Raw genomic sequence first — 15,281 nt, forward strand, 5'->3', positions numbered from 1 at the left:
CTCCTTTCCTAGAAAATGCGATAACCGGCAAAGCGGTAGGCCATCGTATACGACATAGCCACCAAGACGAAGGACACCACGGATTTCAACAAGCCGACCGCCGTCGCCAATCCGTACTGGACCTGCTCGAATCCTACGCGGTAAACGAAGGTATCTATAATATCGCCGCTCTCGTACACGATCGGACTATACAAATTGAAGATTTGCTCGAAGCCTGCATTGAGCACGTTGCCGATGCTGAGGGTCGCCATCAATACGACGATCGGCAGCATGCCGGGAAGCGTCACGTGCCAAGTCTGCTTCCAGCGTCCGGCTCCGTCCATCTCCGCTGCCTCGTACAAGGAAGGATTGATACTGGTTAACGCAGCCAAATAGACGATCGTGCTGAACCCGAACTCTTTCCAAATATCCGAGACGACAAGCGTATAAGGAAACCAGGCATTGCTGCCAAGAAAATAAATCGGCCGGAATCCGAGCCAGCCCAGAAACTGGTTGATGATGCCGGACGTCGGCGACAGCAGGTCGATCAAGATGCCGCCCAGCAGCACCCAGGACAAAAAGTGAGGCAAATAGACGAGGGTTTGAACGGTCCGCTTGAATGCTTCTTTGCGGATTTCATTCAGGAGCAGCGAGATCGCGATGGGCACGAGCAGGCCGCCGATAATTTTCATGAACGCGATAAACAGGGTGTTGAACATAATCCGGTCGATGTCCGGATAATCGAACATGTACGCGAAGTTTTTGAAGCCGACCCATGGGGAATGGAAGATCCCGCGGGTAGGAATAAATTTTTCGAACGCGATCAAGATCCCCGCCATCGGGACATAGCTGAACAGGACGGCCATGGCGATACCCGGCAGCAGCAGCAGATGCAACGGCCATTCTCTTTTCAATCGTTTGACGATCATAGGCGGGCTTCCTCCTAAACAAATCGGGAGGGGACCTCCGGCGAGCGAGCTCCCCTGCCGCATAACCTTACTTCGTCGTTTCGGCGTACCAGGCGTTCACTTCGGCCGTCATCTCGTCGCCGCCGAGCCTCTTCCACTCGTCCACGAATTTATCGAAATCGTCGATCGGCGCGTTGTTCATAATGATTTTGAAGAAAACCTCGTTCATCTTGGCATCGAGTATCGGCTTTTTCTCCAGCATGACAGGACCGAATGCCCCGTAAAACTCGTTAAAGTGGTAACGGTCGTTCTGCAGATAGTCGTACATGATGGAGAAGGCGCCCTTCGGTCCGGAGATCGGATATTCCGCCCATTCGCTCATATCTCCGTCCAGATACTTCATGATCTTGCCGTAACGGTTCGGGGCTTCAAGACCCGTAAGCGAAGCGGGATCCTTGGCTTCGACCGCCTTCGGCACGGAGTCGCCCAGCAGGACGGTCTCCGTCTGGGAGAACGCGCGGATTGGATTGAGCTTCCAATAGTTGGATGCTTCTTCGTTTTGGAGAAGATATACTTTGTCCGACTCGGCCGGATTCGTATAAGCCTGGACCCACTTGTTCAGAAGCCGGATGACCGCTTCGGGATTCTTCATTTTTTTGTTGACGACGTAATAGCCTCCGACGCCCAGCTCGATCTGCGACAGGGCGGGCTTGTCGTCGGCCGACACGATCGGATACGGCCACCAGTCCTGCTCAAGCTTGCCGTTCTTGACCGCGCTCGTGAAGAGCGGGTACGCGCTCAGCCAGAAAGGTCCGTATACGATGCCCATCTTGTTCGAGGCGACCAGCTCGCTCTCCTTCGTGACATCCTTGACGCCGAATTCGGGATCGATGAGACCGGCCTTGTACATATCCTGCAGCTGCTTGAGCGCCTGCTTGGTCTCCGGCTGGATGTTGCCGTTCACCAGCTGGCCGGACGCATCCTTGATCCATTGGTTCGGGTACGAATGATAGCCGTTAAAAAAGCCTTTGATATCGAAGGTCTGGTCTTCGAAGAATTCCTTCGTCAGCGGAAGTCCGTACGTCTTGCCGGTCCCGCCGGCATCCTGCGAAGCGAACGCCTGGGCGATATTCACGACGTCCTGCATCGTTTTGGGCTCCTGGAGATTCAGCTTCTTCAGCCAATCCCTGCGAATCCACACTTCCGTAGAAGCGCCATAGGGGCCGTTGGTCATCGGAATCGCCATCAGCTTGCCTCCGATTTTGGCCGACTCCATCTGCTTGCCGCCGTCTCCGGTCAGGTAGGCTTTCGTTTCCGCGGTCGCGTTTTTCTCGTAAACGTCCGTCAGGTCCATGATCATATCGGCTTCGATGAGCTGCTGAAGCTGGGCCGTGTCGCCGACGAACATCAGATCCGGAATGTCGTTCGAAGAAATGCTCATTTGAACCTTTTGTTTATACTGCGACGTTTCCGCCACCCACAGATTCTTGATCGTAATGCCGAGATCCCGTTGAAGCGCATCGGAGACGGCGTTTTTGTCGATGGTCTCGCCTGCCTTGTACTTGATGTCCGCCGCGTTCTCGCGCACCATCGTGATCTCCACCGGCTTCGGACTGCCGCTTGCGCTGCCGTCGCTTGCGGTGCCGTCGCTTGCCGTTGCCCCGCCGCTCGGCTGAGCCGTATTCGCGGCTCCCTCGTTCGTGTTGTTGCCGCTGCAAGCGGTGACGGCGAGCAGCGATGCGATCAGCAAGCCGGCGGCCGTGATTCGTCTCTTTCGTTTCATTTTCGGACCCCTCCATTTTCGTTAGGAAACGAGTAATGAACTAGCGGAAGAGAAAAACCGAATAATTATACATATTATGTATGTTAACTATACGGCCGTTTCCCTTGTCTACATTGTAAGAGATGGAGGACGCGAAGCTCTATACACATCCCTTTACTTTCGTGTACAGTTGTTTACTTCCCAATGCCCGGCTCGCCATTCCGCACCAAAAGGGTCAGCGACAACGGCGCCAATCTCCCTTGCACGATTGTCCGGTCCGCATGGCTCCGCAAAGGAATCGGCCGTCCCGACGGCACGTCGCGGCTGAAGAACCGCCAAGCTTCGCCCGTCAGGTCCGCGCCGGCAAGCGCGATCTCGTCCACCTCGTCCAGCGAATGGTTGACGAGCGCAATCGCTTGGCGCCGCCCCGACCGGTACTCGAATACCGACACATGAGGCGCATAGCTTGCGATCGTTAAAGGCCGGCGTCCCGGCATGGCGGCCAGCACTTCCTGGATGACGGCCCGGCGGATCGGATTCAGCAGTCCCTCGGGCTGGCGCTGTCCGTAAGGCAGAATAAAGATGCGCCCGTCCACGATCGTCATGCCCGCGCATACCCGAACTCCCTGCACGGTTCGGATGTCGGAGACGATTTCTATCGAAGCATCTTCCTCGTATTCAACGTTTAAAAAGCGTCCCAGGGTCAGATAAGGGCGCATTCTCCCCTCCCTTGTGCCCGCATACTCCCGACCGTCCACGATTTGCTCGCAGGTCTGCAGCTCCGTCCACGACGCCTGCTTCGCGCCGCAGAGCGAGCCCAGCCCCATCGCGCACAGCGTGTCGACCGCGTCCCCTTCCAGCAAAACGGCATGCGCCGCGAACAGCGCCCGTATTTCGGCCTCGCCGTAATTCCGCAAGCTCTGTCCGGACAAGGCGATCGCCCCGTTCGATTCCGGCCGGTTCACCGCATATTTGTTGGCGATTCCGAAGGCGGACAACAAACCGGACCAAAAGGCTTCCGCCGGATACAGCGCCTCCATATGGCAGGGGGAAGACGTGTGCAGCCGATAGGCGGAGCGTTCGTTGACCAGCACCTGCACGCCCTCCATTTGATCCATAGAGAGGTCCAGGGAAGCCGCAGCATCCAGGAACGTCTTCTCCTCGCTCAACCAAAGCTCCGCCCGCTCCTCGGGATACAGGCCGTTGCCGGCCATATCGACGATATTAAGCGTGATTCCCTGGCTGCCGAGCAGCAAGGAAGTCTCTACTTGATATTTCTGGAAAGTCTTCGATTTGGAAAAGGACGTATAGGGGACATTCTCCAACTCAGGCCTCAGTTCTGAATGCGGGGGCAGATAAGCGGCGGTCAGCATGGAGACCTCTTGGAAAAGCCACGCATACTGCATGCCGCTCGTCTCGCGGTAGGCCGGCAGATGCGGCCGAACGAGGGCATGCCGGGCGCCGCCCAGCGCCTCGATCAAGGCGTGCCAATCCCGGCCTTCGGCCGCGTGCACGCTCGGCATGCTCGTCATCAAGCCCATGCGGGTATCCGGCGAGACCCGATGCACAGCGTCGGCGATCAATTTCGCCACGTCCACGAGCGTCTGCCGGCACGAATCCAGCCAGATCCGCCGGTACTCGTGCGGCTCTCCCCCGGCCAGCAATCCCGCGACGAACGCCTCCCGTCCGATGGACGTAAGCCCTGCCATGCGGGCGAATTCGCGCAGATGGGCATCGCAGAAGCATCCGCCCCATTCGAGCGGCCCGTGGTTATGGAAGCGGAAATCATCTTCGATCCAAAGCGAATAAGGCTTCAAGGTCGCATAATAGGCATACATCTCCGCGATATAGCTGCGCCATTCCGGACACAGCGGGCAAGCCACGACGGAGGAGGATGTCCCTTGCGGATCGACCATCAATTGAAAGTTCAGATCCTCGGACAAACGGTTGCCTGCGGCATCATGCAGAAGCGTGTTCAGCGGATTGATCGAGGTTGTCACGCCGATGAGGTCCAATCGAGCCTTCGCCTTGGCGATCGTCTCCATCCAAGGCCTCGCTTCTTCCATTCGAGTATGGTTCAGGTTCATCGGCTCGATAAAGAACATCACATCGTCGATATGTCCCTCGCGGCAAAACGCGACCAGCGCCTCCAGGCGCTCCTCTTCCCGGTGTCCCGGCTGCAGCGCATAGCGCAGCATGTATGAAAAATTCGTCATGTCGGTTCATTCCCGTCCGTAAATGATTGGTTAGCCATACCTCTCCTATTCAATCAGGCTGGACCGCAGCTTCTCGACTGCCAGAAAAAACGCCGTCGAAAACGAGCGTAAAATTAAAGACGTCCAATACCGGCTGGTAGGCTTCTTCGTTGTCCCACAGACTGTTTTTCAAGTCGTTCCAGCCTGCGAGCGCTTCTTCCGCGCGACCGCCATAGAGATGCTTCAGCGCCTCTGTCATCGACAGCCATACTTCCCGGTGATATTTCAGGTGCGCCCACGATGCCGCGTGGCACGGAATCTCGGCGGACAGGTTGCCCCCGATAACCGGCTCGAAGCGACGGAGCTCCGCTTGAACGGCTTCTATAATGGCAGCATCAGAATAGGCATCGCTCGAAAAGGCACCGTCCGAAAAGACAGCATCTGGCGTCCGGTTCGTCGTGCGGTCCAGATCGAGCTTCTCGAACAGCGCCGATAAAGCGGTCATATAATCGCGGCACTTGAAGCCGTCTTCCCCGTAGGCTGCCAGGAAATAATCGCCTGCGATCTCCTCGAAGCTCAAATGCCGGTTCCATAACGTCCTGCCCATCACCGTAAGGCCGAGTCCGTGCGGGAAAAAGGCCCTTTGCACCTGGCAGCTCACGTACCCTTGCAAGCCGATGTCGTGCAGATGCCTGATATCCTCGTGAAGGACGCGCGAGATCGACATCTGTCCCGGATCCTTCTGATGCGCCCACATGAAGTGGTAGTCGAAGTCGAAGCCTTCTCCGGGGAATACGTCCTGCCAGCCTTTCAAATAAGCCAGGTTGTCCTCGATCGTCAGCGGGAAGCGAATCGCGTTCCGCTCGAACGGAGAAAGCGCCGGCAGCGCCTCCGCTTCCGCAAACGTCTTGCCGTAAGGACGGGTAATGGGCGCAAACATGAGAACGAAGCGGTCGGGACGACGAATCCGCTCCCGCTGCGGCGGCCACAGCAGCTCCTGATAGAGCAGGAAGGCGATCCGCGTCTTGATCCCGTTGGCGGTCAGAGCATCGTCCAGTTCGTTCAACAGGAGAACGTACCAGTCGGAGGGCGTCGCCAGCCGGCATGACGCGCATTCGCATTGATTGTTATGTCCGTCCGACAGCCATACGTGAAGCAGGTCGATGTCCGGATGATCCAGCGCATACCGTACGATCTCCTCCGTCATCCTGGTTCTGGCCGCGGGATTCGAATAACATAGCTCCGTATCGAGCGGCACGCCGCGCCACCAATCGCGCTTTCCGTCCACTTCGGCCAAATAAGGCTTTATTTCCGGCGCAGCTTCTCCCGCCACCCGATCCCAGCCGAGGCCCGGGATACCGAGCGCCGTGCAGGTCCACCCGTGACCGATCGCATGGTACGTCAATCCCCTTTTCCGAATCTCTGCCGCCGCCCGCTCCACATAAGCGCTTGCGGCGTCCAAATCTAGCAGCCCGGACGTTTCCTTCCCGGGGTTGCGCAGGTGGTGGTACCACCTTTCAAAAAAAACGTAGCCTTCCCTGAACTGGATGAAGTACCCGTTAAAGCCCGCTTTGGGCAGCCAGTCGATCATCTCCAGCACGTTCTCCACGCTGACCGCGCCCTCCAGGCAGATGCCGCGATACTTGAAGTCCGCCTGCTCCGAGATGCGTACCGTCCGGGTCCGGTAATCCCTCCGGGGAATCACTTCGCCGTCTTTGCCAGGCCTCACCCATCTGCAGCCCAATTCCTGCAAGTACCGGTAGACCGCAAGCAGCACGCTCCCCGGATTGGAGCCGCTCAAGATGCCGTTGCCTTCCCGGATATCGATCCGGATCGCATCCCGCGACTCAGACTGAAGCCGATCCTCGTCCGGCGCATAAGAAAAAGCCTCCTGCAGTCCGATCCAGATTCCGGGCTCGTCCGGGCGGTACCGCTCGGATCGGGCTATCGCAATCTCCCCTTCAGACAAGAAGCTCAAGTAAACCTTTAATTGTTCCGCGGCAAACGCGACCGGTTCGCCGCCTCCGTCGATGATGCGAATGAGAGGGTTCATGCCGTTCCTCCTGATTTGGACTTATGCCCAAATTATAGAAGGCGTGCGGCGTGCGCTCTATACGCATTTGTTTACATTCATGTACATCTCTTTACGGACGGCCGCTTCAGGACCATTCCACGGCCTGGAACGATCCGATGACGTTCATTCTCACCCGATGCTCACGACCTTCCAGCCCATGAGCTCGCCGAATCGCTCCAGCACGGACAACGCGTCGCCATACACGATCACGCCATGGTGAATGCCGCCGTGGCGGCTGAAGGCGGCCAGGAATTCGGACACCGGCAGCCGGGGCGCAAACCATCCGCGGATCGTTTCCGGCATCCGGTCCAGGCCCTGCGTATCGAGCATGTCCACATCGGACAGGATCAGCGTAAAGCTGTCGTCCTTGGCCGGCGCCAGGCAAGCGTATACCGCTTGGCCGCCGCGGAATGCCGCATAGGCGGCGACGGGCGTGTCGGCGTCCGTAAAAGGAAAGGCCTTCTCCAGGAGCGCGGGCTTCCCGGCGGCGACGCGAAGATTCATCTCGCCCATATGGCTCACGAAGACGCGATTATGCTCCCAGTCCGGACAGAACATCTCCGCGAACGAGGCATCCGGATAGACGGACAGCAATGCGCCTACCAGCGCAGCGGTAAGGACATCGCCTTCGCCCGCATACCCGACGCCGCGGTCCATCGCTTTGCCCGCCTCCAGGAAAGGCATGCAGGACAAGCCCGACGACCTCGTAATGTCCATGAAGTTCACGGTAAAGGCGGTCAGTCCGTGCTGTTCCGTCAAATGCCGCACCTTCAAGCAGGCTGCCGTCGACTGCCAGTATAGACGCTCGTCCAGCTCGCCGATCTCGAAGCGGTCCCGGTCCGACTTGATTTCCTCTTCAATTTCTCCGTCCGTTATTTCCGCGAACGGCGTCCGGCCTTCCGTCAAGTCGAACTCGACGGTCTCGATACCGATCGCCTTGCGCAGCGTGTCGGCCGGCACCTCGAAGTCCCCCATGCCGGCAAACGGGCGCCCCAGCCTGCCCACCTTGGCCGTCCTCATGCCGTCCGCGATGCGGGCGGCTCTTACGCCTTCGACGACCCGATCCAGCACGTCCGACCGCGACCAGTGCCCCGCTTCGATCTGGAACGTCTTTCCCCGCCGGAGCAGCAGGTTGCACATGTCCTGTACGCCGTGTATGCCGTGATTGTACATGATCTCGTCCGGCAGCTGCGACGGACCGAATTCGTACGTGGGCGTCGTGTCCAGCACGACAAGCGGAAGCCTCGTGGCCGCCAGCGCGCCGATGGATTCAAGGGAGGGCGAATACGCCAGATGCAGCGTCACCACGGCATCGACGGACTCGCGTTCGAAGCGGGCGATCGCTTCCTCGAACTCCGGCTTGACCCTGCACGGCGGGACGGTGACGACGTCGAGGCCTTTGCCGCGGAGCTCGCCGGCGATCGTGCCGTGGAACGCGTCCACCCTTTCCCGAAGCTCGGGCCAATGATCGTCATATAACCGGACGTACAGCGGCAGCAGCCCGATTTTCAGCGGCTTCATCTGCGCCTCTCCTTCCCGATTCCGTCGACCAGGTCGAATGCGTTGTTGTAAAAGACGTCCTCGATGTCCTTCTGCCCCAAGCCCTCGGCGAGGCTCGCCCGCCGGAACGCTTCGATCTCCTCGTACATGAAGAACGTCAACGCTTCCGCTTCCTCGCCATCGACCTCGCGCAAATTTTTATCGCCCGATACGTCGCCGTAAACGCCCTTCGGCACCAGATTGATATATTTGCCGTTCTCGTAAATGCGCCGCATCCGCATCCGCAGGATCGGGAAGTCGCTGCCGAACAGAATGCGCTTCGGCCCTACCGCCTTGATCAGCTCCCGGAAAACGGTCTCGTTCGTATTGGCGCTAATATCGAACACCATGTTTTTCGTTTCGGCCAGTATCTCGAACGCGTTCCCGAGGTCCTCCGGACAATACGCTCTGCCCACATGCGCGATGATTAGCCTAAGCCCGGGATATTTCCGTTCGATCTCCAGCATCTGCATCAGGTTCACGGGATCCTTCAGACGGCCGTCTCTCGGAATATGCAGCATGGCGGCCCAGCCGCGCCTGCTCAGCACCTCCAGATGATGGGGCGGCAGGAAATCGTAAATACGGATTTCCTTCTCCGGAATGCGGACGTCGGCAAAGTTCAGATACACCTTGCAGCCGAGAAATCCGCCCTTCTCGATGCCTTCTTCGAACGCGGAGGCGCTGAGTCCGGGCTTCGTGACCATAAAGGAAGGCAGCCCATGCTTCTGCGCGCTCGCGCGGACGTATTCGTTGCCGGCGTCGATATCGTATTCCAGGCTGACCTGGGAGAACAGCAGCGGCGTCACCTCTTTTCCCGGAAACATCAGGCGGTAGGTCTCGAACAGATCCTCCACCGAATTGTCGCGGGCGACGAGCGAGGGCCAGGTCACCGCTCTCACGGGCGCGTTCGCCTCGCGGATCCGGATGCGGTCCAGCCATACATGCGTATGAATATCGAAAATCCGTTCGGGCAGGAAGGATTGCAGCTTGCTCTCGTAAAAAGCCTTGTCGACATCTTTGATCTGAAATAGGCTCATATTGTCACGCTCCATTATTCAGTAGGGAATCGCTTGGCGAACGCTTCGTATTGCCGCCGATAGATCTCATGCGCCTCGCGATCCGGCTGTCTCGTCAGCTTGGGGAACGCCGCTTGCTTGAACGCTTCTCTCTCATCGGGATGCAGGCCGGCCGCCACCGCTGCCAGAAGCGCAGCCCCGGCGGCGCCGGCGCAGGAGCCGTTGACCGTGTGGACTTCTACGCCTAGCACGTCGGCGACGATCTGCGGCCAAGGATACGTGTCCGACGGTCCGCCGACCATCGTGACGGACGTAAAGGAGATGCCGACTCGCGCGAGCCGATCAATGTGCGATTGTAGGAGGTAGACCGTGCCCGCCATTACGGCGCTTGCAAGATCGGCGGGGGAGACGCTCGCGAAGCGGCCGGCCTCGGCTTCCAGCAAGGGGTTGAGGAGCAGGCCGCCGGCGCCGGGCGCGGCGGACGCGGCGAGCGCGCTGAACGCTTCGTACCTGTCCGGGGCATCGGAAATATATTCGCAAACGATCCGGTCCACCGATACGGCGATCGCGGGCAGCGAAAACATCGCGCCCCAAGGACCGTCCGGCTGCAGAAACGGATCCGTCAGCATGCCGTTGCCGACCGCTTGGCTCCGCTTGGACAGCGGCGTGAAGCCAACCCACGAAGTGCCGCAGGAGAGCAGCAGCTGGCCCTCGTCCAGCACGCCCGCCCCTCTCGCTGCGGCGGGGTGATCGAAGGATCCGGCGGCCACGGGCGTGCCGGCCGGCAGCCCCGTAAGCTCGGAGGCCGCTTCGGTGATGCGGCCGAGCAGGGAACCTGTCGCGACGAAGCGCGGCAGCTTTTCCTCTGGGATGCCAAGCGCATGAAGATACGGCGCATGCCAGTCCTTCGCCTGCTGGTCTTGCAAATAGAAGGTCGTTGCCTGCGACGGATCGATCGCCCACTCGCCCGTCAGCCTGTAAAGCATGTATTCCGTGCTCATGCCCACCTTGGCCGACCGCTTCAGCAAGTCCGGCTCGTGAACGGACAACCAGGACAGGTGAGCGAGCGGGAACGCTTTCAGGAGCGGCCAACCGGTCCGTTCGTGAACCGCCGCCGGCGTCAGCTTGCCGAGCGCCGCTTCCATTTCGTCCGTGACGCGTTCGTCCATCCAGCTGATCGCCGGACGCATCGGTTCACCCCGCTCGTTCAATAGCACGGTATTTCCGCTCGCCGAAGCCATGCATAAGCCCGCCACGCCGCCCCCCGCCGGCAGCGCGGCAGTCAATTGGCGGATCGTGTCCGCGGTCAGGCCGAACAGTTCGTCCGCATCGAACTCGGCACGGCCGTCCGGGTACGCGTTCAGGCGAGTTTCCGTCCTCGCCCTGGCTGCGACCTCGCCCGCCGGGGACAGGAGCACGCCTTTGACCGCGGAAGTGCCCAGATCCAGTCCGATCGTATAGCGGTGCCGGAATTCGGGGCGCTCAGTATCAGAACGGGTCGGCATACGCGAATCCGAGACTGTCCGCCACAGGCCGGCAAGTCACCGCTCCTTCGTAGGTGTTCAACCCGAGACGCAGATCCGGATGCTCCGCCAGCGCCGGCTTGATTCCTTTGTTCGCCAGCTTGACCAAGTACGGAAGCATCGCCGCTTCGAGCGCGAAGGTAGAGGTACGCGGTACCGCGCCGGGCATGTTGGCGACGGAATAGTGCACCACGCCATGCTTTTCGTAATAAGGATTGTCGTGCGTCGTCACCCGGTCGACCGTCTCGATCGATCCGCCCTGATCGACCGCCACGTCCACGATAACCGATCCGCGCTTCATCGTCATGACGACGGATTCCTTCACGATTTTCGGCGCCTTGGCGCCCGGAATCAGCACCGCCCCGATGAGCAAGTCGGCCCGCTTGACGGCCTCCGCAACATTGTAATCGTTGCAGATCAAGGTGGTCGCCTTGCCGCCGAAGATGTCGTCGAGGTAGACGAGCCTGCTCTTGTCGACATCCAGAATCGTAACGTTCGCGCCGGCGCCGATCGCCATCTTGGCTGCGTTGGTTCCCACGACGCCCCCGCCGATAATGACGACCTCGGCACGGTTTACGCCGGGCACGCCGCCCAATAGAATCCCCATTCCGCCGTTGTTCTTCTGAAGCAGAGACGCGCCGATCTGAACGGCCATCCGGCCGGCCACCTCGCTCATGGGCGCCAGCAAGGGAAGCTGGCCGTTTGGCAGCCGCACGGTTTCGAACGCGATGCCGGCAAGCTTTTTCTCGAGCATCATCCGCGTCAGCGGCAGATCGGCGGACAGATGCAGATACGCGAACAGCGCCTGTCCCGGCTTGAACAGCTCGTATTCCGACGCCACCGGCTCCTTCACTTTTACGATGAGATCCGCTTGTACGAAAAGCTCGGCCTTGTCGGTCATCACGATGCCGCCGGCCTGCGTATACTGCGAATCGTCAAAGCCGCTGCCTTCGCCGGCGCGCGATTCCACCAGTACTTGATGTCCGTGAGAGGCCAACTCCTTGATGCCGCCCGGCGTGAGCGCCACCCGGTTTTCGTTGTTCTTGATTTCTTTGACTACGCCGATCTTCATGTCGATCACCGTCTCCCGCATGATTTAGTCATACCAGCCGAACTTCAATGCCCCGTTCCTTGAAAACTTCGATTTCTTCCTTGTTGGCGTTCTGATTCGTGATGAGGCAATCCGCCTTCTCGACGCGCTCGATCAGCGAGAAATTCGATCTGCCGATCTTGGTGTAGTCGGCGACCAGAATCGTCTTATCCACCCTGGCGATCATATGCCGGTACAGTTCCGCTTCCAGGTGATGATACGTGCTGATCCCGTAATCCGCGCTGACGCCGTCGGACGAGAGAATGAGCTTGTCGGCTTTGTACTTGTTCAATTGGCCGATGGTATCGTCGCCCGAGACGAATTGATAGGGAACGTTCAGGTTGCCGCCCAGCAGAACCACGACATGGACGTTCCGGCTGTAGCCGGCTTCCTGCGCGATCGACAGGGAGTTCGTAATGATGATCAGGTTTTTATGGTTTTTGAGCTCGCGCATCACATAAAGAGGCGTCGTGCCCGATCCGAGGATCAAGGTGTCTCCGTCGGAGATCTGCGTGGCCGCTTCGACCGCGATCCTTTTCTTCTCTTCCTGATGCGTCTCCAGCCGGTCCTGAAAATTCATGTTGTAATAGGATTTATAGGTGCTGATCGCGCCGCCGTGCGTGCGCTGCAGCAGCTCTTGCGCCGCCAGTTCGTCCAGATCGCTCCGGATCGTGACCTCCGAAGTCCCGAATAGCTTGCTCAATTCGGCGACCTTGATTTTCCCTTCCCGGTGGAGCAGATCCAGTATTCGTTTTCTTCTCTCGTCGATATCGAGTTCTTCCATATAATGCGCACACGCTCTCTCTCGTTAAGTGGGATCGTTCAAGCGATTCAAGACCTCTTCCATCCGATGAACGAAGTAATCGATCATGGCAGGCGTAGCGATGACGGGCGGCTTCGTTAATGCTGCCGGCGGGCATTTTGCCTTATAGGTTTGCGCGCTGATATCGATGCAGCTCCCGTTTAGAATCGCGGTAAATTCCGTCACCTTCCCGGGCTGGCGGAAGAACAGCGTGGATAGATGGCCCTTGCCTTCCACCTTCTCGATCAGCCCGCCGTGACGCTGCGCGAGCCCCTGGAGCTTCTCTTCATAATAAGTGCCCATTTCGCGGATGTAATCCGCATTTTCCTCGGAAAATTTCATCGTGATCAGATAGGCCAGCGCCGCGAGCTCCTCCTGGCCGTTGGTCACCAGCGCGCCGAACTGATTGAGCGTGTCCATCGCGGCGGTGGTGATGACGCGGGAAGCCGGGTATTGGCCGCCCGGGAAGCCTTTGCCAATGACGACGAAGTCCGGGTTCAAGCCGTATTCCCTGAACAGGTACATGCCGGGGTACCACATGCAGGACTGGATCTCGTCGCACATGACCGGCGTATCGTGTTCGTGGCAGAGCGCGTACGCTTTTTGCAAATAAGACGGCTCCAGCAAAATGCCCCCGTAATTCATCAGGACGATCTCGTGCAGAAATCCGGCGACCTTGTACGGCGGTTTGTTGTATTGTTCGAACTTGGCTTTAAAATCCGCGAAGTCGTTGATGCGCACGGGGCAGGTCTGCATGATCTCTCCCTGCAGCTTCTCCCGGATTCCCGGCCACAGCCCCCGCATCGTCTGCGCGACGATGGTCGTGCCGTGATAGTTGGCCTGGCTTCCCCCGTCGTGGTCGGCCATGACGAGGAATACTGGCGTCCGATCCTTATACTGGGGATCCGGAAACGTGTCGTCCAGCTTATAAAACCGCGCCAGCATCATCTTGATGGCGGCCTCGCAGGCCAACGTTCCCGTCTCCAGATTGATGACGCGATTGAGAACGTGAGGCTCGCGGGAATCCAATACTTGCTCCAGCGCGTCGGCGTCCGCCTTGGCAAGGCCGTTGGCCGTGCGAACGAGCTCCCTTTCCAGCAGGCGTGTGATGGAGCCGCGCGTGTTGTTGTGCGTCGCATTGGTGATGCCAAGCCGCTCCGCCTGGCCAATTAGCTTGTAACCGGGAAAATTGTGTCCCAGCGGCGTGTGGTAATGCTCGCTCTTGGTGATGAGGTACAGCTTCCCGTCCTCTCCCAACCGGTAATATCCGAGTCCGCCGAGCGGGCTGGCCTTGGGGTTGGCGGCCTTCCGGAATGCATCCGTCGGAGCGCCGGCATGCGCGCCCTTCAGCTCGGGCACGACCTGACTCCCTACCTGGGATAATAAGCCATCCATTCGCCGAATGTAAGCTTCGGGCATAAATTCAATGGATTCGCGTGCGATCTCCTGCGCTTCCTCCAGACTCAAGTCGGTAAGGAACGCGGCTGCGGCTGCTACGGCATCCGCGTAATCCTTGCCCAGCAAATCCTGCAGCGAGCTATTAACCGGCTTCATGTTCTGCACCTTCTGCATGTTCTGCACTTCTTTCATCTTTTGCACCTCCTGCATCTTTTGCGCCTCCTGCATCTTTTGCGCTTCCTGCATCTTTTGCGCTTCCTGCATCTTTTGCGCCGCTTTGCGAAGCAAGCTTTCGCTTTCCTTTAATTTTCTTTTTGTTTTCTTTTATGTTTCGTTTTATTTGCATTATAATTCGTTTATGTTGCGTTTGGCAACGCCAAATGTAAAAATCGAGCTATAAAAGGTGCCGCAACCCGTCTCAATGACAAGAAATCCGCAAGCACATCGCCTCAACAGCACCTTCGGACGAAAAAGGTTGTGTTAACTGCACATTGGATGCTCGTGCATAGGCTTGCTCGTTGCTCCTGTAACCGCGCTATTATCGCTTGCAGCACGCTCCAGCGCCCTCGTCGTTCCTGTAACTTCGCTTTTCTCGCTTACCAGTACATTTAGAAGAACCCGCCGGGGAAACACGCCCCTGACAGTCCTTTTAAATTTGGCGGATATCCGAAACCGGCCTTGCGGGCAACGCTTGTCAACGGCATAGCTGTCGGTCTTTCCCATGGTTCCGCGTATCGTCGCCCATGCCGCTCTTTCGCCACAAAGCCTGCAAATATACATCTTTTTTCGCCGATATCGCCTCATTAGACAAAAAGATGCGAAAATGCAGGTTTTTCCCTCCGTCAGCCGGGTTTCCGGCTTGTGCAACGAATTTACCTGCACATTTGCAGGCATTTCATCAAATACCGCACGTCGGTAGAAAATACCTGTATAAATGCAGGTTCTTTGCCCGCCAACCTTCCATAAAGCTCCGTCACACCGAAAGCGCGCCTACC

General features: G+C 58.5%; 11 protein-coding genes. All 11 read right to left on the reverse strand.

Features of this window, described 5'->3' with window-relative positions; all coding sequences use genetic code 11:
* Positions 1-8: 8 nt before the first annotated feature.
* A complete protein-coding gene (locus tag ACFOTD_RS15985; protein ID WP_378120417.1) occupies positions 9-908 on the reverse strand; it encodes an ABC transporter permease in 900 nt (299 codons plus the stop codon).
* 67 nt (positions 909-975) lie between these two features.
* On the reverse strand, positions 976-2,670 hold the full coding sequence (locus ACFOTD_RS15990; RefSeq protein WP_378120419.1) for an extracellular solute-binding protein: 1,695 nt from the start codon (positions 2,668-2,670) through the stop codon (positions 976-978).
* 173 nt (positions 2,671-2,843) lie between these two features.
* The gene (locus ACFOTD_RS15995; protein ID WP_378120420.1) at positions 2,844-4,865 is read right to left on the reverse strand and encodes a hypothetical protein; all 2,022 of its coding nucleotides are present in this window, start codon (positions 4,863-4,865) and stop codon (positions 2,844-2,846) included.
* Between the two features lie 49 nt (positions 4,866-4,914).
* Positions 4,915-6,897 (reverse strand): DUF4838 domain-containing protein, encoded by a 1,983-nt coding sequence (locus ACFOTD_RS16000; RefSeq protein WP_378120422.1) that lies wholly within the window; start codon positions 6,895-6,897, stop codon positions 4,915-4,917.
* Between the two features lie 150 nt (positions 6,898-7,047).
* The gene (locus tag ACFOTD_RS16005; RefSeq protein ID WP_378120424.1) at positions 7,048-8,439 is read right to left on the reverse strand and encodes an L-arabinose isomerase family protein; all 1,392 of its coding nucleotides are present in this window, start codon (positions 8,437-8,439) and stop codon (positions 7,048-7,050) included.
* The gene (locus ACFOTD_RS16010; RefSeq protein WP_378120426.1) at positions 8,436-9,494 is read right to left on the reverse strand and encodes an amidohydrolase family protein; all 1,059 of its coding nucleotides are present in this window, start codon (positions 9,492-9,494) and stop codon (positions 8,436-8,438) included. Before ACFOTD_RS16010 ends, ACFOTD_RS16005 begins: the two co-directional genes overlap by 4 nt.
* Positions 9,495-9,508: 14 nt before the next feature.
* Positions 9,509-10,978: a xylulokinase gene (locus ACFOTD_RS16015; RefSeq protein WP_378120428.1), complete on the reverse strand. Its 1,470-nt coding sequence runs from the start codon at positions 10,976-10,978 to the stop codon at positions 9,509-9,511.
* The gene (gene ald, locus ACFOTD_RS16020) at positions 10,962-12,068 is read right to left on the reverse strand and encodes an alanine dehydrogenase (protein WP_378120430.1); all 1,107 of its coding nucleotides are present in this window, start codon (positions 12,066-12,068) and stop codon (positions 10,962-10,964) included. The genes ACFOTD_RS16015 and ald overlap by 17 nt, the downstream gene beginning before the upstream one ends.
* 28 nt (positions 12,069-12,096) lie before the next feature.
* On the reverse strand, positions 12,097-12,870 hold the full coding sequence (locus ACFOTD_RS16025; protein WP_378120432.1) for a DeoR/GlpR family DNA-binding transcription regulator: 774 nt from the start codon (positions 12,868-12,870) through the stop codon (positions 12,097-12,099).
* Positions 12,871-12,894: 24 nt separating this feature from the next.
* On the reverse strand, positions 12,895-14,478 hold the full coding sequence (locus ACFOTD_RS16030) for an aminotransferase class III-fold pyridoxal phosphate-dependent enzyme (RefSeq protein WP_378120434.1): 1,584 nt from the start codon (positions 14,476-14,478) through the stop codon (positions 12,895-12,897).
* Positions 14,429-14,632 carry a hypothetical protein gene (locus tag ACFOTD_RS16035; protein ID WP_378120435.1) on the reverse strand — a complete coding sequence of 68 codons (204 nt, stop codon included), beginning with the start codon at positions 14,630-14,632 and terminating at the stop codon, positions 14,429-14,431. The genes ACFOTD_RS16030 and ACFOTD_RS16035 overlap by 50 nt, the downstream gene beginning before the upstream one ends.
* Positions 14,633-15,281 lie beyond the last annotated feature (649 nt).

The sequence above is a fragment of the Cohnella sp. GCM10012308 genome, assembly GCF_042649185.1.
In the GTDB taxonomy this organism is placed as follows: Bacteria; Bacillota; Bacilli; order Paenibacillales; family Paenibacillaceae; genus Cohnella.

Bases quoted from the DNA above. Each gene is read 5' to 3' on its own strand.
- ACFOTD_RS15985 (WP_378120417.1), bottom strand. From the start codon at position 908: ATGATCGTCAAACGATTGAAAAGAGAATGGCCGTTGCATCTGCTGCTG.
- ACFOTD_RS15990 (WP_378120419.1), bottom strand. From the start codon at position 2,670: ATGAAACGAAAGAGACGAATCACGGCCGCCGGCTTGCTGATCGCATCG.
- ACFOTD_RS15995 (WP_378120420.1), bottom strand. From the start codon at position 4,865: ATGACGAATTTTTCATACATGCTGCGCTATGCGCTGCAGCCGGGACAC.
- ACFOTD_RS16000 (WP_378120422.1), bottom strand. From the start codon at position 6,897: ATGAACCCTCTCATTCGCATCATCGACGGAGGCGGCGAACCGGTCGCG.
- ACFOTD_RS16005 (WP_378120424.1), bottom strand. From the start codon at position 8,439: ATGAAGCCGCTGAAAATCGGGCTGCTGCCGCTGTACGTCCGGTTATAT.
- ACFOTD_RS16010 (WP_378120426.1), bottom strand. From the start codon at position 9,494: ATGAGCCTATTTCAGATCAAAGATGTCGACAAGGCTTTTTACGAGAGC.
- ACFOTD_RS16015 (WP_378120428.1), bottom strand. From the start codon at position 10,978: ATGCCGACCCGTTCTGATACTGAGCGCCCCGAATTCCGGCACCGCTAT.
- ald (WP_378120430.1), bottom strand. From the start codon at position 12,068: ATGAAGATCGGCGTAGTCAAAGAAATCAAGAACAACGAAAACCGGGTG.
- ACFOTD_RS16025 (WP_378120432.1), bottom strand. From the start codon at position 12,870: ATGGAAGAACTCGATATCGACGAGAGAAGAAAACGAATACTGGATCTG.
- ACFOTD_RS16030 (WP_378120434.1), bottom strand. From the start codon at position 14,478: ATGAAAGAAGTGCAGAACATGCAGAAGGTGCAGAACATGAAGCCGGTT.
- ACFOTD_RS16035 (WP_378120435.1), bottom strand. From the start codon at position 14,632: ATGCAAATAAAACGAAACATAAAAGAAAACAAAAAGAAAATTAAAGGA.